The sequence below is a fragment of the Enterococcus sp. 5B3_DIV0040 genome, assembly GCF_002140755.1.
In the GTDB taxonomy this organism is placed as follows: Bacteria; Bacillota; Bacilli; order Lactobacillales; family Enterococcaceae; genus Enterococcus_D; species Enterococcus_D casseliflavus.
Window position 1 is genome coordinate 2367534 of record NZ_NGLC01000001.1, and the last position, 24269, is coordinate 2391802.

A 24269-nucleotide genomic window follows, 5' to 3' on the forward strand; every position below is an offset into this window, starting at 1 on the left:
CTTTATTCTGCGTCTTGGCTGATGAAATTGTCTTGGTTTTCAATAACGATCTTGCCGACTGCATGGTGTGTCTCACTCAATGCGTGGGCATCGTAAATTCCTTGTGCTGTCAATGGGAAGGTTGCACCGATGATACTGTTGACTTTTTCTGCTTCGATCAGCTCTGTCAATTCTGCCAATTGTTTGCCATTGGTTCGTAACCAAATTGCTTTGGCGAAGATGTCTTTTTCTTTTGCCAAGTCTTCGTCTTCAATACTCAAAATCGAGATCAGACGGCCCTTAGGTTTTAAGACAGTGAAACTTTTCTTCTGGGTGTCGCCCCCCATCGTATCAAAGACCAAATCGATGTCTTGCAAGACTTCTTCAAAATCTGTCGTATGGTAATCGATGATCTCATCGGCACCAAGTTTTTGCAATAACTCATGGTTACGAGGACTAGCCGTCGTGATGACGTAAGCGCCAGCTGCTTTTGCTAGTTGGATCGCATAGGTACCAACTCCGCCTGCTCCGGCATGGATCAAGACTTTTTCCCCTTCTTTTAAACGACCGTGTTCAAACAACGCTTGGTAAGCAGTCAAACCAGCTAATGGCACTGCAGCTGCTTCTGCGTAGTTTTGGTTTTCTGGTTTGATCGCTGCTAACTCAGCATCCACGATGGCGTAATCAGCATACGTCCCAAAACGAGTCGTTTCAGGGCGGGCATAGATCGCATCACCAACTTTGAATTCTGTCACGTCAGCACCTATTTCTACGATATCCCCTGCGACATCCCAACCTAAAATAATTGCGAAGTCCCACGGAAACATTTGTTTTAAATAGCCTTCTCTTAATTTCCAATCGATCGGGTTGATGGACGTTGCGGCAACTTTGACTAATAATTGATTTGCTTTTAATTCTGGTAATTGGACCGTTGCTTCTTTTAATTGGTCTTTTCCACCATAGGCTTCAATAACGACAGCACGTGTTTCCATTGATGCTTCACTCCTTACATTCATTCTTCATCAAAGAGAGGTTCCTGTTTTTCCATCCCTTGATTTCTCACTTCCCTAGCTTAGGCAAAAGGAGGGAATTTGACAAATGATATGTTTGGAAACTGCCCCAGCCACCTGGCCGTTCCTCCTTCAAAGCCTTGAAAGAAACGGGTTTATTTTTTCTTCATTTTTTTATTGCCTTTTCTTTAAAAATCAATTACGCTACTCAAGAAATACGAAATTGTAGAGAAAGAAGGAATTGATGAATTGAAAAGGTTGTGGGTATTTTTTGGCGGTGTGATCGGCATCACCGCGTTGCTGTTTTTAGGTGCTTCGGTGTTAACGAAAGAATCGGGGGCAGCAACGTCGTCCGACAAAAATACAGTGATTATTTACAATTGGGGCGAATATATTGACCCCGAATTGATCAAAACATTCGAAACTGAGACTGGTTACTCAGTGATTTATAATACATTTGACTCCAACGAAGCGATGGAAACCAAAATCAAACAAGGCGGCTCGCGCTATGATTTGGTTTTCCCTAGCGAATCGATCATTCCGAAAATGATCGAAGAAGGACTGTTAGTGCCTTTAGACCATCAGAAATTGACGGGAACGGAAGATCTGTCGCCTTTTTTGATGGATCAAGCCTTTGATCCTGACAATACCTACTCGATCCCTTATTTTTGGGGCACGATCGGAATCATGGCAAATACTGAAGAAGTTGATATTTCTTCGATCCATGGCTGGAGTGACTTATGGGACCCTGCATTTAAAAATGATGTATTGATGGTGGATGGTGCTCGCGAAACCTTAGGAATCGCGTTACAGACGCTCGGTCTTTCCCAAAATGAAAAAGACCCGACCAAGGTCACCAAAGCCTTGAAGAAGCTGGAAAGTATCCGTCCCAACGTCAAAGCAGTTTTGACCGACGAGATCAAAACCTTGATGATCAACAACGATGCCCCTTTAGGAATCGGGTATTCGGGCGATGCCGCTTATGTGATGGCGGAAAATCCTGCCGTCACCTATATCGTTCCCAATGATGGCGGTGCGATTTGGACAGACAATTTTGCGATCCCGAAAACCGTTGGCAATCTTGAGGGAGCCTACGCCTTCATCAATTTTATGCTGCGACCAGAAAATGCCGCACAAAATGCCGAATACGTGGGCTACGCCACGCCGAGTGAAACGGCCAAAGCCATGCTGCCAGCAGAACTGACTGCTGACAAGGCTTTCTACCCTGAGCCAAGTGCAATGGAACAAATGGAACATTATGAATACTTAGGAAAAGAAGCGGTTGAGCTTTACAACGATCTTTTCCTTGAATGGAAGTTGGGATTATAATTGTCACTATTACTAAAATCTGAACACATCTTTGATACCAAAACGAAAACGACTTTTGCGGGCTTTCTCCTGATAGAAGACCAGAAAATCACGGCTGTGGGTCCTCTTTCAGCGCTGCCAACACTTGCTGAAGACACCCAGGTCATTGATCTCAAAGAACAAATGATCATCCCAGGCTTTATTGATGCTCATGTTCATTTTTATCTTTCCGCATTACTCCATCAAGGGGCACTGACCCATCTTACGGGAGTGACAGAAGAAGCCGTTGCCCAGCAAGTGCCCGCCTTGCCCATCACCCATGGATGGAAAATCGGCATCGGCTGGTTCAGCAGTGATTTCGGTCAGCAAGTCTACCCGACGAAAGATTCGATCGACAACTATTGTGCCGACACGCCTGTCATGCTGATTTCAGGTGATGCCCACAGTATTTGGTTGAATAGCCAAGGGATCGCTGCTTTAGGGATCACACCTGAGAACTTACCAGCAGGGATCAGCGGGGAGGCACTGCTTGACGAAAACAGCGGACAATTAAGCGGCTGCTTTTTAGAAGCGATCGCCATTCATTATTTAGCAAAGGTCTTACAGTCATTCCAAGCACAAAGCCCTGCTGCCTTTCTGACCTATATGAAGCAGCTCAATCAATACGGCATTACGACGATCGGTGATGTTGCCTTGACAGGAGAAAGCTGGGACGATTTGGTTTACCCCACTCTTTATCGTCAAACAGAAGCAGAAGCGACCTTGCGCGCTGTCTTTTATCCAGCCATGCGAGAAGACATCACGCAACTGAAAGAAACTTACCGTACTTATCGCTCCGAAAAAGTACAAATGGGCGGCGTCAAACAATTTTTTGATGGCGTGACGAGTACGCACACGGCTTTTTTAAAAGAGGAATATGAAACACCGTATTTTGCTGGTGATGTCGGGATGCCCTTGATCGATGTTCAACGGATGCGCCGCTTTATTTTACAAGCCAACCAGCAAGACTGGCCGATGCGCATCCATACCATCGGTGATGAAGCGATTCGACAAGCACTCCTCTTTTATCAAGAAAGTGCTGCTGCTCACCCGCTTTCTAAAGGCAAAGCCAACACCTTGGAACACTTGGAAGTGATGGATGCCGCTGATCTGCCACTAGTTCGCCAAGAACAACTGGTACTCTCCGTACAGCCTAGCCATTTATTAGTCGGTTATGAGACCCTCGATGAAGAAGTAGGACCTCAGCGTGCCAGTCAAATGTTTCCTTTTCAGTCCTTTCTAGAGCAAGGCGCAACCTTGGCTTTTGGGACTGATACGCCAGTCGTGATCGACGTAACCCCTTTAGACTCGCTGTATTATGCGGTTGCTCGGCAAGAGAAAAACGGCCAGCCAGCAGGCGGATTGATGCCACAAGAAAAAATCACCATCGCCGATGCCCTCTATGCCCACACCACAGGCGCCGCTAAAGCATTGAGTCGGCAAGATATCGGGCGATTAGAAGTTGGCTGTTTAGCCGATCTTTGTATTTTGTCCCAAAACATCTTGCCTTTGACTGCCGAAGAATTGCTTCAAACGACTGTTGAAGCGACGGTATTTGATGGGCGATTTGTTTATCGGGGTAACTGATGAAACACCAGATCTTGTGAAAGTACAAGGTCTGGTGTTTTTCTTTGATCAAAAAATACAGAAACAGGTGCTTAGTTTGGACCACTCTCCCTTTTCTTACTTGCCCCTATCCCTTACGATGGATTCCCTGCTTGGCAGCTATGCTTTATCATAGGTTTTCTTTCGGCCATTTTGATTCCCGTGGATTGGTCTATTCGATTGGCGCAGCAAAAGAATAATTTAAGCGGTTGCCAGTTTCTTTATTTGATGGAAATTCAGAAACATGCCTCTTTTTCCTTGGAGCTTTTTCCTTTTAACAGCAATCATTGGTCTATTCCATCACCCCTTACTTTCTCCTTCAATCGTTTCTTAAACCTTTGAATAAATTCTTAATAAAATAACTAACAAAAAATAAACTTTTACTATATCCCTTGAATGTAAGCGGTAAATTTGTTATTATTACCAAGGATAAGGAGGTGTTTATCTATTGTATGCGATTAAAATCTTTCATGGTTATCTAACCGCCGAAGGAAAAAGAACACGGGACAAAACAATTGCATTGACCTATACTTGCAGAGAAGATGCTGAACGTTTCGCAAATAAAATCGGCGGGAGAGTTAAAAAAATTGGCTAACCAACTAGAATAAAAAAGGCTGTCAACCTCAGTAGGTGACTGCCTTTTTTTGTTATCTGATTTCCAGAAAATCAAGCGATACTCCTGACTTTTTACATATGTTCAAGATCCTTTTCTTGTTGAATCGAGAAGTGAAGCAAGTTAGTTGGTTTTGACGCCTTGAGTCTTTATACTGAAACAAAGGCACCAGCCAATCCAAAAAAAGGAGTGACCCGTCCATGTGCGGCCGATACTTATTTGACCCAACAACTGGCGAATTGTCAGAATATTATCAAGAAGCCGCGGCGAAAGCCCGCAAGCGCCAACAGACTGTCGCTGTCAATGATGTTTTCCCTTCCAATCATGTCGTAACCATCGGTGCAAATCAACAACAACAAGTTGTAGCTGGTGTGACAAGATGGGGCTTTACCGGCTTTAAAAAAGGGCATTTGATGATCAATGCCCGTTCTGAGACCGTTGAAGAAAAACCGACTTTTCGCAAACCTTTCCAAGAGCATCGCTGTGTCTTTCCGATGTCTGGTTTCTATGAATGGAATCATGAAAAGGAAAAGTTTCTCTTTTCGCAAGATCACGTGATTTATGCCGCTGGTTTTTATCGCATCCTTCAAAAAGAGGATCAAATCGAAACCGAATCAATCATTCTAACGACTGCCGCGAACGATTCTGTTGAACCAGTCCATGATCGAATGCCTCTGTTCTTAGAAAAAGAAGCGATTGCTTCTTGGATCAATGACTTGGCTTTTGCTCGCCAACAACTCAAAGCAGAAATGCCCAAGCTGAAAACTCAATTGCTCTCTTCTTAACTGCTTGCTGCTTCTTTTTCAGCAGAACAAAAACCGCCAAGTCAGCTTTGATTTGGCGGTTTTTTCTACTTCTGCTTTTTCTTAATAAACGGTGAAGGTTTTGCCAGTCATGATCCCAAAGACTGCTTTTTGATACGCTGCAAAAACGGGTGCGTCACCAACGGGAATAAAGCCTTTGAAAGAATCGGCGAAGGTTTCCCAAGAGCCCACAAGCGCATTGGGACTGACTGAATTGATTCGTATCCCATGACCGATCTCAAAAGCTGCCGATGCCACGAAGGCTTCCAAACCGCCGTTGACCAGTGCTGAAGGCGTGCCCATTGGGATAAATTCGTCTTTGATAATTCCAGAAGTCAGTGTGATACTGCCGCCTTCATTGAGAAAATGCTGGCCAATCAACGCAAGGTTGACTTGTCCTTGCAGCTTCTAAGCCACTGATTGTTGAATATCTGCTGGCGTCAATTCCTCAAAGGATTTAAACACTGTACTTCCCGCAGAGGAAACAATGGCATCCACTTTCCCAGTAGCTGCAAATAGCTGGCTGACACTGTCTGCATCCGCAATTTCGACTTGATGATCGCCGCTGCTACGGCTAGCTGTGATCAGCTCCACCTCTGGTAGCTGCTGAAAGCCTTCAACTAAAAGCTGCCCAAGTGTGCCGGTATGTCCAATCAAAAGTAATTTCATTTCCTCGCCTCTTTTTTTGTTTTGTGCTTCGATTCTAACCCAACCAAGCGATTTCGACCATTCATCTGCTTTTCCTGCCTTATTGATCTATTCTTACCCTTCCCCATTTGTTCCCCTACTACCTGCGTAGTGATTGGAATCACCTATCACGAAAGCAATTGACAACTTTCTCATCTTGTTCTAAGATACTACTAATTTCATACACATGCAGTGAGAAGAAGAGTACGATCCCCCCTTTCTTTCAAGAGAGCTCGGAACTGGTGGAAACGAGTAAGGAAGACGATCCGAAGATGACCTTTGAGCATTCGTGGACGAACAATCCCCGACGGAGAAAGCCCGATAGCGCAATGCAGTTTATTTGATGAACTGACTGAGGTTTTTTGTTTCAGCAAAAAACAAATGAAGGTGGTACCGCGAAATGATCGTCCTTCCCAAAGAATTGTCTTTGGGAAGGTTTTTTTTATAAAAAAGGAGGAAGAGGTATGAAACGAAGGATTCGATTAGGTATGGGCATTGGTCTGTTGTCCTTGGTCTTATTTTCTGGCTGCGGCAACCAAGAAGAAGTGACCGGAAATGCCGAAGAGCAGCAGACAGAAATCAGAGTTGGTACGACACCAGGACCTTACAGCGAACTGTTTCTTCAGGGAATCAAACCGATTTTAGAAGAAGCAGGCTATACCGTGACTGATATTGGCTTTACTGGGGTATTGGAAGCAGACATTGCACTGAACGATGGCGAAATCGACTTAAACGTCGATCAGCATACCGCCTATTTAGAGAACTTTAATGAAAACACGGGTGCCGATTTGGTGGGTATCACACCGATCCCTACTGTTCCAGCTGGCTTGTATCCTGGCAGAAAGGACAATTTAGCAGCGATTGAAGCAAACGATACCATCGGGATTCCCAATGATCCGTCAAATAGCGCCCGTGCCCTGTTGCTGCTGCAAAAAGCTGGATGGGTCGAACTTGACCCCGAAGTGGCGCCCATTGACGCGACGTTAAGAACCATTACTGACAATCCTTATAACCTGGATATCGTCGAGATGGATTCTGCGCAAATCCCCCGCAGCTTAGCAGACTTAGACTATGCGGTGATTCCCGGCAGCATCGTTTATAGTGCTGGAATTGCTGCAGAGGAAAGCTTATTAAGTGAAGACATTTTGCAAGAGTATGAACTGGTGGCAACGGTCAAAGAAGCCAACCAAGACAGTGATTGGGCACAGGCAGTGGTGGCAGCTTATCGTTCCAAAGCCTTTAAAGAACTGCTGGCAGAAGAGAATCAAACGGGCTATTGGTTTATTCCTGAAGAATTGCAATAACCGCTTCACAAGTAGCAATAAGTAGCAACTGTCGTCTTATTTTTTAAGAAGCTTCTATTATAGAAGGAAAAGAACTGACTACTATTGATTGGTGGACCCTTTTTCCGTCTGAATCTTTGTAAAGGAGGTCAAAAATTGAATATTCAACAAATGCGGATCGTGCAAGCGATCGCTGACCATGGAAGTTTTCGTGAAGCAGCCAAACGGCTGTATCTCTCACAGCCAAGTCTTTCCCAAGCCGTGAAAGAGTTGGAAGCAGAATTGGAGGTCCAGCTTTTCGAGCGTACGAATCAAGGTGCCCGCTTGACTGCCGAAGGCTCGGAATTTCTAGACCATGCCCAGCCGATCTTGAGTCAAGTGGCGCAGCTGCAAACGCGTTTTTCCAGCAAGCAAGCAGCGAGTCAAACCTTCGCCATCGCAAGCCAGCACTATGATTTCACGGCTGGAATTTTCAGTGAGCTGCTGCAGGAATTTCCCGACTGTCGCCAGTTTCGCCTATTAGAAACCACGACCTTAAAGGTAATCACGGACGTGCAGCAATATCGAAGTGAATTTGGGGTTCTTTATTTGAATGAGCAAAACCAAGCAGGATTGGAACGACTGTTACAAGGCGCCCAATTGTCCTTCGAGGCGTTGGGACGGTTTCGCCCCCATGTCTTTTTACGAGGGACTCATCCCTTGACAGAAAAAACGCGGCTTTCCTTAAAGGATCTCGCCCCTTATCCGCAAGTACGCTTTTTGCAAGAAGATGAGCGCTATTCGTTCTTTTCCGAGGATTTGATCGACTTTGCTCAAAGCCCCCAAGTGGTGCATGTCAGCGATCGAGGCACAATGGTCCAGCTATTACAGCAGACGGATCTTTATGGAACCGGCTCGGGGATCGTTGCCCAACCAGAACGCCAAGGCTTGGCTTTTCTTCCTTTGATCGACGCGTCCGAGGGTGAGATCATCCTCATTAAAAAGAACGCTCGCCCATTATCAGTGATCGGCGAGCGTTTCTTAACAAAATTACGACAACACCTTGCCGCTTTTCCTACTGATATATAAGCGAAGGCCTCCTCTTCCTACTCCCCATAGATGATTGGCTGCACCTTCGCATTATATAAAAAATCCTTGAGCCACTTCCCATGCAGGAGGCTCAAGGATTTTCTTTTACGGTTACTGTTGTCGGCAATCACCTCTGATTACAGCTGCTCTGCCTGCATTTGATACATTTGCTGATAGATTCCTTGCCCTTGGACAAGACTCGCATGGGTTCCCCGTTCCACGATCTTCCCTTGGTCTAGGACCAAGATTTGATCGGCTTGTTTGATCGTTGACAAACGGTGAGCGATCATGAAGGTCGTCCGTCCTTTTTGCAAGACGGTCATCGCCTTTTGAATGATGGACTCTGTTTCAGTGTCCACATGGCTCGTCGCTTCATCCAGAATCAAGATTTTTGGATCAAACACCAGCGCACGGGCGAAACTGATCAGCTGGCGTTCTCCACTAGAAAACTCATTGCCTTTTTCAACGACTGGATGATGGATGCCTTTTTCGTAGCGGCTCAAAAGGTAGTCAGCGCCGACTTGTTTCAAGGCATCGATAATCATCGCTTCGGTGATCGTTGGATCATTCATTCCGATGTTGCTGGCGATCGTTCCAGTAAATAGATAGGGATCTTGCATGACGATCGCCATTGAATCTCTTAAACTATGACGATCATAATCAGCGATCACTTGTCCATCCACAACGATTTTTCCCTGCTGCGGATCATAAAAACGGAACAACAGGTTCAAAATACTCGATTTTCCAGAACCAGTATGACCAACTAAAGCAATGGTCTCTCCTGCGGCAACGTCAAAGTTGATATCGTGCAAGATCGCTTGCTTAGGGTCGTAGCCAAAGGTCACTTGTTGGAAAGAAACATCGCCATTCGTGACAGTCAGCTGCTCACTTTGTTGTTTTTCAACCGGCTGATCAGCAAACTCAAAGACCCGCTGTCCAGCAGCTAATGATTGCTGCACATTGGTGATGGTTTGGACAAGCCCTTCGATGGGATCATACAGGCGGTTGATGTAATCAATAAAGGCATACAGCAAGCCTGCTGAGATCGCCAAGCGGCCATCAAGGAAAAAGGCGGCCAAGGTCGTGATCAAAATCAAGATCGTTGAATTTCGCAACAAGTTGCCTAATCCCCAAGCGATACTTGAATCGAGCAAGAGGTATTTACGTCCAGTTTTGAACCATTTCTCTACTGTTTCATTAAATTCTTTCTGCAACTGATTTTCTCGTTGGAAGGCTTGGATGATCGCCATTCCTTGGACAAATTCATTCAACTGCCCACTGATTTGTGAGATGTACTCCCGCATTGCTAAATTGTAACGAGAGGCATATTTGGTATAAAAATGCTGCCAGATTCCTAAAATCGGGATCAAAATCAGCATCGCTGCTCCTAAGGTGCGGTTCAAAAGAAACAATGCAATAAACGCACCAATGATTTGGATGATGTTGCTTAACAAATTACTGATCACGATCACGTAGAAATTCGACCGCAAGACTTCGGTGTCATTCGTGATTCGTGCAACGACTTTACCTGCTGGGATTTGGTCAAAGTAAGAAACGGGTAATTTGTGCATATGGTCAAAAAGCTGATCCCGCATTTTTTTGACGATACTGTTGGACATTTTTCGCAATTGCAGCAAGCTGATATAACGAAAGAGGGAACCAATCAAATTGACCAGCAAATACCCAGCGAGCAATTGGATCAAAAGCATCGTGTCTAAATTGCTACTGTTAACCGCTGGTGTCATCACTCGGTCGATCAGCTGCTTGGCAATCAGTGGGGAAGTCAGTTCGAGCGCTGCAGCCAGCAACAGCAAGATCGCACCCACGGTAAATTGTTTTTTATAATAGCTCAAATACGTGAGCAAACGTTTAATCGTTGAGAACACTCGTATCGTCCTCCTTTAACTGTTGATGATAATACTGCTCTTGGTACCAGCCTGGCGTTTCGATCAACTCCTGATGGGTACCACGCTGTGTGATCCGTCCGTCTTCTAAGACGATGATTTGATCCGCTTCGGTGATGGCGGACAATCGATGGGTCACGATGATGGAGGTCGGTGCCTGCTTCATCGTTTTCAAATTCGTGATGATGGCTTGTTCCGTTTTGGCATCAACTGCCGAAAGGGCATCATCCAGTAAGAGGACTTCACTGTTTCGTAAAAACGCCCGTGCTAAGGACAAGCGTTGTTTTTGTCCACCAGAAAGGGAAACACCTTTCTCACCGACGACCGTTTCGAGCCCTTCTGGCATCCGCTTGATGTCTTCGCTAAAGCAAGCAGCTTCCAGTGCTTCCCACAATACTTCTTCGGAAGCGTCTGGCTGTCCGAATAACAAGTTCTCGCGAATCGTTCGTGAAAACAAGGTATGTTCTTGCGGTACTTCTGCAAAGTGGTTCCGCACTGCTGTTGTTTGATAGGCCGTCAACGGCTGCTCGTTGATCAAGGGGACTTGATCAGAGTATGGATAGCGGTGACCGAATTGTCTTAGCAGCGTCGTTTTTCCGCTGCCGGTCTTCCCAACGATCCCTAAGACTTCTCCACGAGTGATCGTCAAATCCAGTCCTTCTAACACATAACGAGCTGCTTGCGGGTATTGGAAATGATATGCTTCAAAACGGATCGTATTGATAGCTTGCAGGTCGGCTTCACCTGGCGTTTCTAATTCATCCCCCGTCTGCAGCACTTCATTGATCCGACGCCAGGATGCGGCACCTTGCTGCATCACATTCACAAGATCTCCTGCTGAGATCATCGGCCAAACGACCATTGTCAAGTACACTTGGAAAGAAACCATCGCACCGATGGTGATCGTTTGGTTGGCAACAAGAAACGCCCCGACACCAAAGCTCATCACAAAACTGATTGCTAAGATGATGGTAATCAGCGGCCCAAAACGGGAATCGATCTCAGAAACGATATTGTTTTTCGCTCGTGTTTCCAGTGTTTTCTTTTGAAACTGTTCCGTGGTGGCTCCTTCTAGTCCATAAGCTCGGACGACCCGAATGCCATCAATGATCTCCAGCACTTCACTGTTCATCTCAGAAACAGAATTCTGCGCTTCCGTAAACGCCTTATCGACTTGCGAGCCCCATTTGAAAATGTAATAGGCTAAAAGTGGCATGGGAATCAGGGCAATCAAGGTCAGTAGCCAAGAAACCGTCCCAGCCATCATCGCTACGATAAAACTTAGATACAAACTAGTATTTAAGAAAACCATCAGTCCATACCCAATGGTCATCCCCATCACTTGGACATCGTCACTGGAACGAGTCATTAAATCACCTGTTCGGAAACGATGGTAAAACGGCGCCCCCATTTTGAGAAAGTGGCTCATCAATTGTTCCCGTAATTGTTTTTGCAGATCGTAGGAACCAATAAATAAATTAAACGTCCAAACAAATTCCGCCAAATATCCTAACAAGATAGCTCCCGCGAAGAGGCTCACATATTGGATCAGTACGGAGTAATCAAAATTATCTTGAATCAACGCATCGATGAACAAGCGCAGAATATAGATCGGTGCGACATACATCGCACTAGCGATCACCATAAAGACGAATACAAAGGTATAGCGCACCTTATGTTCTTTAAAATACGATGTTAATTGTTTTAATACATACTTCATGTTTTATCCCTCACATTCTAAAAAAGTACACAAAAAAGCTCTGTCCCTTCGGAAAAAGGACAGAGCATAAACGTCGTTATTATAGACATTATCTGTACACTAATGGTTACCGAATGAGGGATTCACTTTATTCAATTTGGTTGTTTTTTTATCAAATACTTTTTGCATCGTAATCCCTCCTTCTCTTTTTATTTTTGCTGACTACACCTAACACTTTACAGATAAGTTTCTGAGAATGCAACAACTTTTATTAATTTTTTTTCAAAAAGATTGACTTTTCTAAAAAGGCGTTTCTCAATTTCTCGCTTTTTAACAACTATTTTTTGAAAACGAATTCTCGATTTATCCTAAGCGCTGCAAGGAATCTGGCAAAATAAAAAAACAGATTCCCCTCTCTTCAACAAATGCTGTTTGGTCAGCACACTTGGTTGAAAAAAAGTTCCTCTGTTTTCTTACTTCCTGTTTATTCTGTGACAGATGCTAGGCGATAGGATACTGTTCGTCCAAAAGGAAACACTTGCACCCCTTGCAAACGATCTGTTTTCAAATACGCTACCGCCCCTTGATATAACGGCAAGACGGCTGTATCTTCAACGATCAATTGCTTTTCAAGTTCTTTCAATAAGTCCCAACGGGCAGCTGGGTCGTTTGCTAAAGTCGTCCGTGCTTCTTGTAACCCTTGGTCGTACCTTTCACTAGCATACCCAGAGGTATTCAAGCCACCTGTCGAATCATAAAATTCTAAGAAGTTGATCGGGTCCGCATAATCTGGTGTCCAAGTCCCGAAGACGAGATCAAATTCACCTTGGGATTGCAAGTCCAAGCGGTTTTGTAAAGGAATCGACTTGGCATCGATGGTTAATCCAGGCAAATTAGTTTCTAACTGTCCTTGGATAAATTCGATGGTTTTCTTGGCTGCTGCTGTATCTGCTGACAACAGTTCCAAAGTGATCTCGTCTTGTCCCAACTCTTCTTTGGCTTGTGCCCAAAGCGCTTGTGCGGCTGTTAGATCATACGGCAGTAAATCGCCATTTTCTTCACGAAAATCTTGGTCTGTTTCAGGATCTTTGGCAAAGTTGCTTGGCACAAAGCCGTTCAATGCAGTGGATCCATCGCCTAAGATATTTTCGGCAAATGCCTCTTTGTCGATGGCTTGTAAAATCGCCTGACGTACCTTGACATTGCCTGTGACTTCTCGTTTTTGGTTGGCACTTAAATACCCCACCAGCGCCTTTGGCACATAGTTGGCTTGAGCTGAGTTTTGGTATTGCTGCGCGTAAGTATCCGTTAAGGTGGTGTAGTCCAGTTCTCCTGTTTCAAAAAGGCTGACACCAGTTGCCGTTTCCTTCACTACTTGCACGTCGATCTTGGTCAATTGGACATTCTCAGCATCCCAATAATCAGGATTTTTCGTTAACGTCCATGATTCGTTGGTCCCGTTCCACCCTTCGATCAAGAATGGGCCGTTGCCAACAAAATTTTCCGCTGATAACCCATAATCGGCGCCTTTTTCTTCAGCAAACGCTTGATTTTTTGGCATAAAAGGTGTCCCGACCAGAATCTGATCCAAATACGAGATCGGACTTGCCAATGTCAGCTCTAACGTCTGCTGGTCCAATGCTTTGGCACCTAACTCACTGACCTCAGCGTCTCCTTGACGTACTTGACTGCCATTTTTCAACACATCCATTTGATTGCTGCTGCTAGAACCGTTCTCTGGATTGGCAACATATTGAAAGGCGTAGACAAAATCATCCGCTGTAACAGGATCGCCATTGCTCCATTTTGCATCACGAATGGTGAAGGTATAAACCAGTCCATCTTCTGATACCGTAGGCTCTTCAGCGGCCATCGCAAGCTCAGGATCCCCCTCTTGATCCAGACGGTATAACCCTTCTGCCACTTGTCCGATCATATCGGAACTGTTGACATCCGTGTATTGCCCGCTATCAAGGGTCGATAAGGCGCCAGCGGTTGACACTTGAATCTCTTGCGCAACAGCTCCAGCTCCTTGCTCCTCTTGCTGTCCAGAATCCGTCGTGGGACTCGTGGTACTGCAGGCACTTAAAACCAATACTGTGAAAGCAGTGATACCCATCATTTTCTTTTTCATTTTTCTCCTCCTTGCGTGACCCTCTTTCTTACAACACGTCAACGACATACTTGAAAACCGCTTGTTCTTGTAAAAGCGCATCATAGGCAAAGTCTGGATGCCATTGAACCGCCAACAAGCGCTGATCCACGTGTTCAATGCCTTCAATGATGCCATCAGGACTCCAAGCTGTCTTTTGCAATGGACGAGCCAATCGATCCACCGCTTGATGATGAAAGGAATTGACCTTTGTTTTTTGACCGTATACACGAGCCAACATGCTTTTTTCAGCCGTCGCGATGGCATGGGTCGGCACTTCTTTCGGAATCGGCGCCTGCATATGAATGATCTCACTGAAGGTACTGATGTCTTGCTGCAGCGTGCCCCCAAAGGCCACGTTGACCAGCTGCATCCCCCGACAAACCGCAAAAATTGGTTTCTTTTGCAGCAGCGCTTCATCGATCAGCGCCAGTTCAAACTCATCCCGTGCCAAAAAGCCGCTTCCAGTTGCCTGATGAGCCTCCTGCCCATAAAACTTGGGTGAAACATCTTGTCCACCAGCTAACACCAGTTTATCGATCTGTGAAACATAGTCCTTGGCTGCAGCTGGCTCACTGATTGGCAAGAGCAATGGCAGTCCGCCCGCTTGCTGGATCGCTCGCACATACCCTAATGGTGTGTAGGCGATCGGCAAATGATGCAGCACATCGCCAGCATCTTGCACTTCATTCGCAGCGATCCCTATAATTGGTTTGCCCATCGACATCCCTCCCTGATTAACGATTTTTTCAGAAAAAAGCGGCATCTAGCAGTTGAACAAGGCAAGCGCCGCTTTTTCCCTCAAGATATGTTTCAACTATTCTAAACCAATCGACACTTTTTGTGAAACACTATTTTCACTTTCGCGATCATTTATTACAATCACCATTCTATTTAACCGCCTCTATGATTCGCAATAAAGAACACCGCTAGTCAGATATAATTGAATTTTACCAACGCTTTCTCTACGTAAAAAAACATGCGAGAAGCCGTTGCTTTCCGCATGTTTCGTCATTAAAATAATCGATTGTCTTTTAAAAACTCCAGCATCTGTGTTTTTAGGGGATCTTTTTCATTACGGATCGACTTTGTTTGCGTCGGTTCATCAAGTGTCGATGGTCGCTTTTTAGGAAAAGGCGCCGCTGGTTCTTCTGCTAACTCTAAAATTTGAAAGGTATCCACCACGACTTCTGCCGCACAAAATCTTTGCCCTTCTGCTGTTTCATACGGACAGCCTTGCAAGTGTCCGTTGATTTTGATACTTGCTCCTTTTTGAGTATACCGTAAAAAGGTCTCTGCCTGTTTCCCATGAACGACACAAGCAAACCATTCATGATGCACTTCTTCACTGTTTTGCCATTGAGATACAATGACAAGATCAAAACGTACGCCCTGATCGTCCGCCGCATCAAACGCTTCTTTACTAGGCATCGCTGCGATTTTCCCAGTAAGAACCACTTTATTCATTGCCACGCTGCATCCTCGCTTTTCTCTCATTTCTTGAGTGATCTAAACTTATGCGACCTATTCTACCATATTCCAAAAAACAAGCAATCAAAGGTTAAATGGCTTAAGAAATGCTTTGAAAAAAATGAACCAACTCAAAGAATTCGTCTGCTCCTGTCAAAAAGCTGCGATTTTTTACGGAAAAATCCTCTTTGCTCCACACAGCAAAAAAAACAGTTGGTTCAATACCCCTATGAACCAACCGTCTTCTGCAGATCTTTATTTAGCAAAGGAATCTTGACTACCATAGCGATCAAAATGGAGGGTTTCGCTTTCGAGATAATCGATGATCGCTTTGGGGATCATGACCCCTTCTTGCTGAGCTTTTTCAAAGTGTATTTGGCTGATCTCTCCAGGATAGTAGACTTGTGATTGCCCTTTTACTGGCGGGATTGCATGCAGCTCAGTCACCATCTGATCGACGCTTTGCTTGAAGGTTTCGGTGTCCGTAAAACGAGACGGATCGATCACAAGAAGAAATTGTCCTAAGCGGCGTTTTTCCGTCAAATCCGCATACATGGAGGTGACCTGTTTACCAAAAGCTAAGCCCAGCATCGAGCCGGCTAAAATATCCACCATCATCATCAAGCCATACCCTTTGGCACCAGCGATTGGCAATAATCCTTGGACTGCATACGGGTCGGTGGTAGGCAAGCCTTGCTCGTCTACGGCCCAAGTATCGGGAATCTGCTGTTTCTTCGAGCGAGCGTCCAAAATTTTGCCCCACGCTTGAACCGTTGTCGCCATATCAAAAACCACCGGTGGATGGTTGGCTCGTGGTGCTGCAAACGCAATTGGATTGGTACCAAAATAGTTTTCGGTCCCACCAAAAGGCACCGCCATCGGATCTGATTGACACATGGCGATCGCCACTAAGTCGGCTTCAGCAGCCTGTTTGACGTAATACGCCATCGTCCCGCTATGGCTGGTCTGCTCGATTCCTACTGCAGCGATCCCTGCTTCTTTCGCCAGATGAATGGCGATCGCAATCGCTTCGTTGCACACATAATGCCCCATGCCGTTATCTCCGTGAAAAATTCCAGTAGCGGCGCCTGTTTTTTCAAAAGACATGTTTGGTTCTAGCGTGATGCCGCCTTTTACTAAGCGCTCGGCATAGTAGTCCATCCGCACGGCACCATGAGAATGGATCCCGCAAGCATCCGCAAAGGTCAAATGTGCCGCTGTTTCACTGGCAGCGGCTTCTGGCAAACCAGCAGCCAAGAGTTTCTTTTTCATCAATGCTTCTAATTCCAGCAGAGAACGTCTGCTCATTTCTTCCATCTTTTCTCCTCCTTAGAAAAAGAGAAGCACGCTTGGCAACGGCTTCTCTTATTGATTAAACACGCGATGATCAAGTTCATCAGCTGATTTAGCGATCAAAAGCGCTGAATAGACGTCTGAGTTCACGTTCAAGATCGTCCGCAACATGCCAACAAACCATTCGACACCAGCAAATAGCGCAATGCTTTCGATTGGTAAACCGAGCTGGGGAACAATGATTGCCAAGGAAACTAACCCCGCTCCGGGAACAACTGCATTGGCTAAAGAAACGAAAGTCGCAGTTACAGCTACCGTCACCATTTGGATCCCGTCAAAGTTGATTTGATACATTTGGGCGATCGTCATGACTGTAATCGCCATATGCATCGCTGACCCATTGCTGTTCAAAGACATCCCTAACGGCAATACCAAATTGGTGATGCGGCTACTGAGTCCTAATTTATTCTGGGATTCTTCCATAGCGATCGGCAGCGTGATGGCAGAGGAGGTTGTCGCCAATGCCATGACCGACATATTTTTCATATTTTTGATCAATCGTAACGGATTGATCCGACAATACACGGTCAACAAGACTAGCCACAGTCCAAGGAACGTGACGGTGGCTAGACCGTAGACGAGCAAATAGCTGCCTAATGGCAAAATGATCTGCAAGCCCAGGGAGCTGATCGTTGAAGCGATCAAAGCAAAAATACCGATTGGTGCCACGATCATCACGTAACGAATGATGGCAATGACGACCTCATTCAGATCCACGATCAGCCCATAAAGAGCTGACTCAGGTTTCTTTTGCATAAAGCGATTGAGGGCAACACCAAAAAATAACCCAAAAACGATGATTTGAATAATTGACCCTTTACTCAACGCATCGAAAATATTCGTGGGAATAAAGTTGATCACTGTCTCTGATATAGAAATTTCTTGTGCTTGCAGAGGTTCGCCGGCAGCTTGTGAAAAGTCGATCCCTTTGCCTGGAACAAAGAAGAGCGCCATCAGCACGCCCCATGCAGCAGCGAATAAGGAGGAAATCCCAAAGACAGCGATCGTTTTTCCACCCAAACGAGTGAGTTCTTTCGGGGCAATCCCCCCAACTGCTTGAATGATTTGGCCAACGATCAATAATGGGATCGCCATTTGCATCAGACGCAAGAAAAGATCGCCCAAAATTTTTAGGAACGAAGCGGCTTGCCCAAAGAACAAACCGCAAAGAATCCCTAGAAGAACGGCAATAACGATCTGCGTCACCATCGGTAGTTTTTTTGCTTTCACTTTGATCCCCTCTTTATTTTCGAAGTATGGTTCCTGTATGCTGATCCAGTTCAGCTAACTTTTCGATTGAGGTAATAATCGCGGTTCTGGCTGCATCTTCTTCGACAAAATCAATCGCAGCTTCTATTTTTGGCAACATACTACCCGCTGCAAAATGGCCTTCCTCGATGTAGCCCTTGGCTTGTGCCACACTGATTTCCCCTAGGGCTTGCTGATTCGGCTGGTTGTAATTGATGTAGATATTGTCGACACCAGTCAAAATGATCAGGCGATCGGCCTGCACGTCTTTTGCTAAGACACTAGCGGTAAAGTCTTTGTCGTTGACGGCTTCCACGCCAGTAAACCCATTGTCGTTTCGAACGACAGGTACGCCACCACCACCGGCGCAAATCGTGATCACACCAGCATCGACCAATGTTTTGATGGCTTCTTTTTCAACGATTTCTTGCGGTTTCGGAGATGGAACCACTTTACGGTAACCACGCCCAGCATCTTCTTGATATACCCCGCCATTGGCTGCCATCGCAGCATTGGCTTCCTCTTCACTATAAAAAGGTCCGACTGGTTTGGAAGGTTTCTCAAAGGATGGATCTGCTGGATCGACACGAACTTGGGTGACTAATGAGATCACCGAAGGATGTGCTTGACGTGTGGCAAACTCATTGATCAAGGCATTTTGCAGCCAATAACCGATACTTCCTTGGGTCATAGCCACGCAGCTGTCTAATTTCAATTGGGGATTTTTTTCACTTTCCCCTGCTTTTTGCTGCAACAGTAAGTTGCCGACTTGTGGTCCATTGCCGTGACAAACAATGACTTTTTCCCCTTTTTCGACAAAATCGGCAATATAACGTGCTGCTTGCGCAACAACTGCTTTTTGTCCTTCATCACTAGGGTCTTTATCTAAAATAGCATTGCCGCCTAACGCGATCACATTCAAACTCATTTTATGCTCTCCTTCTGATTTTCCTTTGCTAATACGGCAAAAACACCTAATCCGATCAGCAGTAATAGACAAGACAGGTAAAACCCGACCTGCATCGATCCTAAAGAATCGGCTAAAAAGCCAGTAACATAAGGTGCTAAGATCGACCCCGACATCCCGATAAAATTATAAGCACTCAAAGTCGTTCCTAAGGCGCCTTTCGGTGCGTTTTTCGTCACAAAGGTCACGACGATTGGATCAAGCGCCAGCTTGCCAGTCAATCCATACAAAATCAAGACAGTGATCAATAAGGTACGATCCGTTACAAAGGCAATGGCAAATACGGAAAGGGTCGCCAATGGGACCAATAAATAGACTAATTTTTTCGTTGCGCCTGTTTTATCATTCAATCGAGCAAAAATCAACGCACCTGGAATTGATGCCCATGGGACTAAGGAAGCAATAAAGCCGACACTCGCCCCTTCAAAGCCACGCTCGGCAATCAAGAATTGCGGCAGCCAAGTAATGATCACAAAGTTTGCATAAATGCTGGTAAAGCATAGAACAAAGGCTGCCACGAGATTGCGGTTTGAAAAAATCTGCTTCAAGGAAATCTTTTCTTTCGGCTCTTCTTCTTTTATTTCTTGTCCTTCATCTTCTGGACGAATCACTTTTTCTTTCAAAACAAAATAGAACAAGACACCGACGATCAAGGTCGGAATCGCCATTAGGAAGAAGGGTTGGCTCCAATGGCCCCCGTTATCCAAGACCAATTTACTAGAAAGCAAGTACCCGCCAGACGTTCCAAACGCCATCCCACTGTTGATAATGGCATTTCCGACGGTTCGTTTGTTGTCGGGAATCGCTTCGGTAGACAATGCGTATTGCGGACCGTAATAGGCACCTTGACCAATCCCTGCAATGGCACGAATCACTAAAAACAAAACAAAGCTTGTGGCTAGCCCACTGAAGTACGTAGTCACCGCCAATAAAACAAAGCCTAGAGCGATCACTAATTTACGACCGATTTTGTCGCCGATAATCCCAAAAGGAATTTGCGCAACGGCATAAGTCAAAAAGAAAATACTATTGGCAAGTCCTAGTTGTGTGTTACTTAAATTGAATTCTTCACCGATCACACCCATGATTGGATTGAAGATCGTCCGTGTGGCGTACATTAAAATCCAGCCGACAAAGAAAATAGCAACGACTTTTTTCCAGTAAGAATTGCTTACTTTGACCGCATCTTTCTGGTTACTGATTTCCATGATTTCTCCCCTTTTCTATTCTTTCTCCTCAAGTGACAATGACTCCAACGCTAACAACAACCCAAAGCTAAGATCTTTGCCTGACGAATGACCGATGGACATCAGCTGCTGCACATCGTTTTCCAGCACCTGCGGGTTTTTACTTTTTACGTCTTGGAATAATTGCAGCATTACCGAATTGACATACCCTTGACTGGCACTTTGAATATATGCAAGGCTGACATCCGTCGTAGACAGCGGTTTTGCCAATGCTTGCGCTAACGTTTCGGCTTCTGGCTGCTGCAAGGCATAGAGCATCGCTTGATAGGCAACGAGAAGATCATCGCCGCTAGGTGTCAATCCTTTGCCGCGGCCAATCAGGTGGTCAATGATTGGTTCCCAATCTGAGACAGGCTGCCGCAATGCCGCAAACACTGCTTGGGTTTTCTCATCTTCTGGCAACCCAATCTTGGTTTCTAGTTTTTGTTGAAGCAGTATTTCTTTCAAAAGCTGCAATTCCGCTGAGGTGAAAGTTAACTCCTTCACCTGCAGCGAAACCAATTCTTTCTCCTCTAATGAAAGAGAAAATGTTCCTTTTGTGCTGTAAAAGGTCAGACCATGCTCTCGGACTTGCACCCGATTGCCGACCTCGATCAAAGGTAGGACTTGTACAAACAATGCATCAGGTAAAAAGACCCCGAAGCCAGTCAAATAGTTGCGATAGTTGTTGATATTGACCAGCTGCTGCCCGATCATCACATTGAATGAACGATCAAACACGCTATGCACCCGACCGGTACGACCGAATCGTTGCAGTGGGTCTAGATAATCACTGATTTTGATTTTCTCAGTCAACATCGATCCCCAGATCCTTCGCATAAGCCGTCAAAGCATTTTCAAAACAGCCTAACGGTGCACGCACCGTGCCTGCGCCGACTTGACCGACACCTGCTTCTTTATGGGCGATCCCAGTATTGATGATTGGGGTGATGCCTGTTTCAACGACTTTGCGGATGTCGATCCCCAAACAAGTCCCTTGGAAGTCCCATGTTGGGATCGAGAAGGTCGGATTATGACCGAAACAGATTTTTGCCATTTCGTTGGAAGTTTCCAGCGCATCCTCAAAGCCCCCAGCGCCGACAAAGCGTGTTACCCCTGGTGCGGCTACCATCGCCATTGCTCCGACACCGACGGTTTCAGTAATGGCACTGTCCCCAATATCAGGATTGCCATCTGCTTCGGTAAACCCAGTAAAGTACAAACCTTTCGGCGTATTGACTGGTGCAGTATGCCATTGGTCTTCTGTTTGGGCGACACGAACCCCAAAGTTAACACCGTTTCTCGTCATGGTGGTCACGATCGTTCCTTTAGCATCGACACGGGCACCGTCAACGATGGCTTTCCCGGTTGCCATCATGATATTCAAGAAGAACTGATCGGTATCTGCTAAGAACTTGATCACTTCATATTTTTGCTTTTCATCGATCTCTGTTTGGATGATCAACGGCGCGATTTCTTTCAAAAAGTTCAATGATGCTGCAATATTTCGTTGATGGAATTCATCCCCCATTGTGATCGACCGGGCAATCAATACATTCAAGTTGATGCCTTCTTCTGTTAATTGCAATGCCTTGGCAATGGTTGGTCCTAAGACGTCTTTGATCCAATCCAAACGATCGATGACTTCTTGTGAATAGGCACCAAATCGTAAGACTTTACCGATCCCTTCGTTCAAAATACAGTAGGCTTTGTTGCCGACAAGGCGGTTTTCAACCACAAAGACAGGCATATTCCCAGAAGTGATCCCGCCCATTGGTCCAACTGCCTGGACATGGTGACATGGCATAAAGCGGACTTCCCCACTTTCGAGTAAGCGGCGGGCTTCGTCTTCATCCTTCGCCCAGCGTTCAAACAAGGCAGCGCCGATACAAGACCCTTGCATCGGTCCCGTCATTTCCGACCATTGGATCGGCGGTCCTGCATGCAGCAAGGTTTTCTGGCTTTCGTTTAATTCAGCAATCACTGATTTAGCTGGAACGACATCGATCAAGAATGGTTGGGCATTTTTGATTTTATCCGTCACTGCTTGGTTTTCAGCTGTGATTTTTTCGTCAAATTCTTCTAACGCGTCTAAAATACGGATCATTTTCTTGTTGCCGTTGGCACGAGGACGCCAGTTAAATTGTTCTGTTTTCCCGCCATATTGCAGGATCGATTCATTGAAGCTTTGCAAGCCAACATTGATGATCCGTGGTTTGGTGGTCAACAGCTCCATCACTTTCTCGCTAACTGTCGGCACCTCAACTTTGCTACCAGTATAGTCATTGACCGCTTTGTCTGCTTCAGAAAGAGTCGCCCCTTTTAAGGCGAGGGCTAATTGCACTGCTTGAGCATTGCTTGGTGCCACATAGACGCCAGCTGCTTTCAAACGGTTGACTGCTTCTTGATAGTTTTGCGGATCTTTTTCAGTTCCGCAGACGGTAGCAACAAAGTACAACGCGCGATCGGCTGCTTGGGCTGTTTGCTGTGCAGCTTCGATGGCTGGTAACAGTGCACCTACCATATCTGCATGTGCGCCGTAACCTAACACCACATCAAATAAAATGACCCCGGTTTGCTCATCTTGCGCATAGTCTTCGATTTTTTTGATGCGCACTTCAGGATCGATCATTGGGTGCGGTTTGCCTTGGGTATAGATATCATCACCAAGGTCGATCACATCATAGCCGTGGGAATGCAAGATATAGCCTTCTTGTTTTACAAGGCCTTCTAGATTCAAGGCTTCGGAGATCAGCATTCCTGCTTCGGCAGCTAATGTACCGCCAGAATAAAGACCTTTGACCACTTTGTCTTCAGCGAGTTTGGGCACATCTGGGGTTGCCACGCGTTCAAAATAGTTCGCTTTGACGGGTTCTTCATTGGCAAGATCAACAGCGATGCGCGCTGTTTCTTCCAGAGTATGTGCCAAATAGACTTTTCCTTCATGGGCTTCTGGTTTTTCTCCTAAGAAAATCGCTACCACTGGTTTGCTGATACTTTGCAGCAATTGAACGACTTCATCTCGCACTTCTTTTGCAGGTGGTTTCGAGATCACGCAAATCACATCTGTCGGTTCATGATTTTCTAAAGCAACGATGGCATCTTTGACAGTGATCGCCCCAACTTTGTCGCTTAAGTCACGTCCGCCGGTCCCGATGGCATGAACGACACCACCGCCTAATCGGTCAATGATCGTCGTAACTTCTTGAATCCCCGTACCAGAGGCACCAACGACGCCGATGTTTCCTGGTGCCACGACATTCGTGAAGGCAATCGGAATGCTGGAAATAATACCGGTCCCACAGTCTGGCCCCATCATCAATAAGCCTTTTTCATGAGCCAGCTTTTTCAAACGCACTTCATCTTCGATAGCGACATTGTCCGTAAACGAGAAAACATGCAAATCATTTTTCAAGGCTTTTTCCATCTCGGCTGCGCCATATTCCCCAGGAATACTAAATAATGCAACATTGGCATCCGGCATTGCGCTCAAGGCTTCTTGCCATGAAGCCGCCGCTGGCGTTTCTTTGCCTTGATCTTTTGCTGAAAGATCAGCTAAAAATGAATCGATCGCTGGCATTACTTGATCCATGATCTGTTCGTTTTGGCTATCGACTACGATCATCATATCGTTGGGTGAAGCACCTTCAGCCTCTTCAGAAAGCAAGCCAGTGTTATTTAATATGTCTTTGTTTGCATCCGTCCCCATCATGATTTGACTCATTTCGACATCGCCTAGATCATTGATCGTATTCGTCAGCAGCATTAAGTTAATGGAATCTTGGTAGTTATTCTTTAAGATTACTGTGTGCAGCATTTGTTCTCCTCCTTTTCTTATACTCTCATTCTAATGAG

The 24269-nt window shown here is 45.6% G+C and carries 18 protein-coding genes, 1 pseudogene and 1 other annotated feature; of the genes and pseudogenes, 6 read left to right on the forward strand and 13 right to left on the reverse strand.

Going from position 1 to position 24269, the window contains the following annotated elements:
- Nucleotides 1–2 precede the first annotated feature (2 nt).
- The gene (locus A5883_RS11175) at nt 3–971 is read right to left on the reverse strand and encodes an NADP-dependent oxidoreductase (RefSeq protein WP_086338576.1); all 969 of its coding nucleotides are present in this window, start codon (nt 969–971) and stop codon (nt 3–5) included.
- Between the two features lie 267 nt (nt 972–1238).
- On the opposite strand from A5883_RS11175, the gene A5883_RS11180 reads away from it, so the two are divergent.
- The 4 genes from A5883_RS11180 to A5883_RS11200 all read left to right on the forward strand — a co-directional run bounded on the left by A5883_RS11180 (nt 1239) and on the right by A5883_RS11200 (nt 5339).
- Complete coding sequence (locus tag A5883_RS11180) at nt 1239–2318, forward strand: ABC transporter substrate-binding protein (RefSeq protein ID WP_086338577.1); 1080 nt, start codon at nt 1239–1241, stop codon at nt 2316–2318.
- Nucleotides 2319–3923, forward strand: coding sequence for an amidohydrolase (locus A5883_RS11185; RefSeq protein ID WP_086338578.1), 1605 nt, complete (start codon nt 2319–2321; stop codon nt 3921–3923).
- Between the two features lie 466 nt (nt 3924–4389).
- Nucleotides 4390–4536, forward strand: a complete 147-nt coding sequence (locus A5883_RS19200; RefSeq protein WP_005234527.1) for a hypothetical protein — start codon at nt 4390–4392, stop codon at nt 4534–4536.
- A gap of 218 nt (nt 4537–4754) precedes the next feature.
- Nucleotides 4755–5339, forward strand: coding sequence for an SOS response-associated peptidase (locus A5883_RS11200; protein ID WP_005225388.1), 585 nt, complete (start codon nt 4755–4757; stop codon nt 5337–5339).
- Between the two features lie 81 nt (nt 5340–5420).
- On the opposite strand, the pseudogene A5883_RS19700 reads toward A5883_RS11200, so the two are convergent.
- Nucleotides 5421–6026 (reverse strand): annotated as a pseudogene (locus tag A5883_RS19700) (short chain dehydrogenase).
- A 201-nt stretch (nt 6027–6227) separates the two neighbouring features.
- Nucleotides 6228–6459: a binding site (T-box leader), on the forward strand.
- Between the two features lie 49 nt (nt 6460–6508).
- On the opposite strand from A5883_RS19700, the gene A5883_RS11215 reads away from it, so the two are divergent.
- Together A5883_RS11215 and A5883_RS11220 are read left to right on the forward strand one after the other, a co-directional pair.
- Nucleotides 6509–7348: a MetQ/NlpA family ABC transporter substrate-binding protein gene (locus A5883_RS11215; protein WP_086338581.1), complete on the forward strand. Its 840-nt coding sequence runs from the start codon at nt 6509–6511 to the stop codon at nt 7346–7348.
- Nucleotides 7349–7483: 135 nt separating this feature from the next.
- A complete protein-coding gene (locus tag A5883_RS11220; protein ID WP_086338582.1) occupies nt 7484–8395 on the forward strand; it encodes a LysR family transcriptional regulator in 912 nt (303 codons plus the stop codon).
- A 137-nt stretch (nt 8396–8532) separates the two neighbouring features.
- Here the strand turns inward: A5883_RS11220 and A5883_RS11225 are convergent, their stop codons facing one another.
- The 11 genes from A5883_RS11225 to fdrA form a co-directional block, all read right to left on the reverse strand.
- A complete protein-coding gene (locus A5883_RS11225) occupies nt 8533–10281 on the reverse strand; it encodes an ABC transporter ATP-binding protein (protein WP_086338583.1) in 1749 nt (582 codons plus the stop codon).
- A complete protein-coding gene (locus tag A5883_RS11230) occupies nt 10265–12019 on the reverse strand; it encodes an ABC transporter ATP-binding protein (RefSeq protein ID WP_086338584.1) in 1755 nt (584 codons plus the stop codon). Before A5883_RS11230 ends, A5883_RS11225 begins: the two co-directional genes overlap by 17 nt.
- A gap of 463 nt (nt 12020–12482) precedes the next feature.
- A complete protein-coding gene (locus A5883_RS11235) occupies nt 12483–14132 on the reverse strand; it encodes a peptide ABC transporter substrate-binding protein (protein WP_086338585.1) in 1650 nt (549 codons plus the stop codon).
- A 28-nt stretch (nt 14133–14160) separates the two neighbouring features.
- On the reverse strand, nt 14161–14871 hold the full coding sequence (locus A5883_RS11240) for a gamma-glutamyl-gamma-aminobutyrate hydrolase family protein (protein ID WP_086338586.1): 711 nt from the start codon (nt 14869–14871) through the stop codon (nt 14161–14163).
- Between the two features lie 293 nt (nt 14872–15164).
- Nucleotides 15165–15647, reverse strand: a complete 483-nt coding sequence (gene ssb, locus A5883_RS11250; protein WP_016610622.1) for a single-stranded DNA-binding protein — start codon at nt 15645–15647, stop codon at nt 15165–15167.
- Between the two features lie 228 nt (nt 15648–15875).
- On the reverse strand, nt 15876–16937 hold the full coding sequence (allD, locus tag A5883_RS11255) for an ureidoglycolate dehydrogenase (RefSeq protein ID WP_086338587.1): 1062 nt from the start codon (nt 16935–16937) through the stop codon (nt 15876–15878).
- Nucleotides 16938–16985: 48 nt separating this feature from the next.
- The gene (locus A5883_RS11260; protein ID WP_086338588.1) at nt 16986–18203 is read right to left on the reverse strand and encodes a dicarboxylate/amino acid:cation symporter; all 1218 of its coding nucleotides are present in this window, start codon (nt 18201–18203) and stop codon (nt 16986–16988) included.
- Between the two features lie 13 nt (nt 18204–18216).
- A complete protein-coding gene (gene arcC / locus A5883_RS11265; RefSeq protein WP_008379201.1) occupies nt 18217–19149 on the reverse strand; it encodes a carbamate kinase in 933 nt (310 codons plus the stop codon).
- Nucleotides 19146–20396: an MFS transporter gene (locus A5883_RS11270; protein ID WP_086338589.1), complete on the reverse strand. Its 1251-nt coding sequence runs from the start codon at nt 20394–20396 to the stop codon at nt 19146–19148. The genes arcC and A5883_RS11270 overlap by 4 nt, the downstream gene beginning before the upstream one ends.
- A 15-nt stretch (nt 20397–20411) precedes the next feature.
- Entirely contained in the window at nt 20412–21233 is an 822-nt protein-coding gene (locus A5883_RS11275; RefSeq protein WP_086338590.1) for a DUF2877 domain-containing protein, read from the reverse strand.
- Nucleotides 21223–24231, reverse strand: a complete 3009-nt coding sequence (gene fdrA / locus A5883_RS11280; RefSeq protein WP_015509195.1) for a DUF1116 domain-containing protein — start codon at nt 24229–24231, stop codon at nt 21223–21225. The genes A5883_RS11275 and fdrA overlap by 11 nt, the downstream gene beginning before the upstream one ends.
- Nucleotides 24232–24269 lie beyond the last annotated feature (38 nt).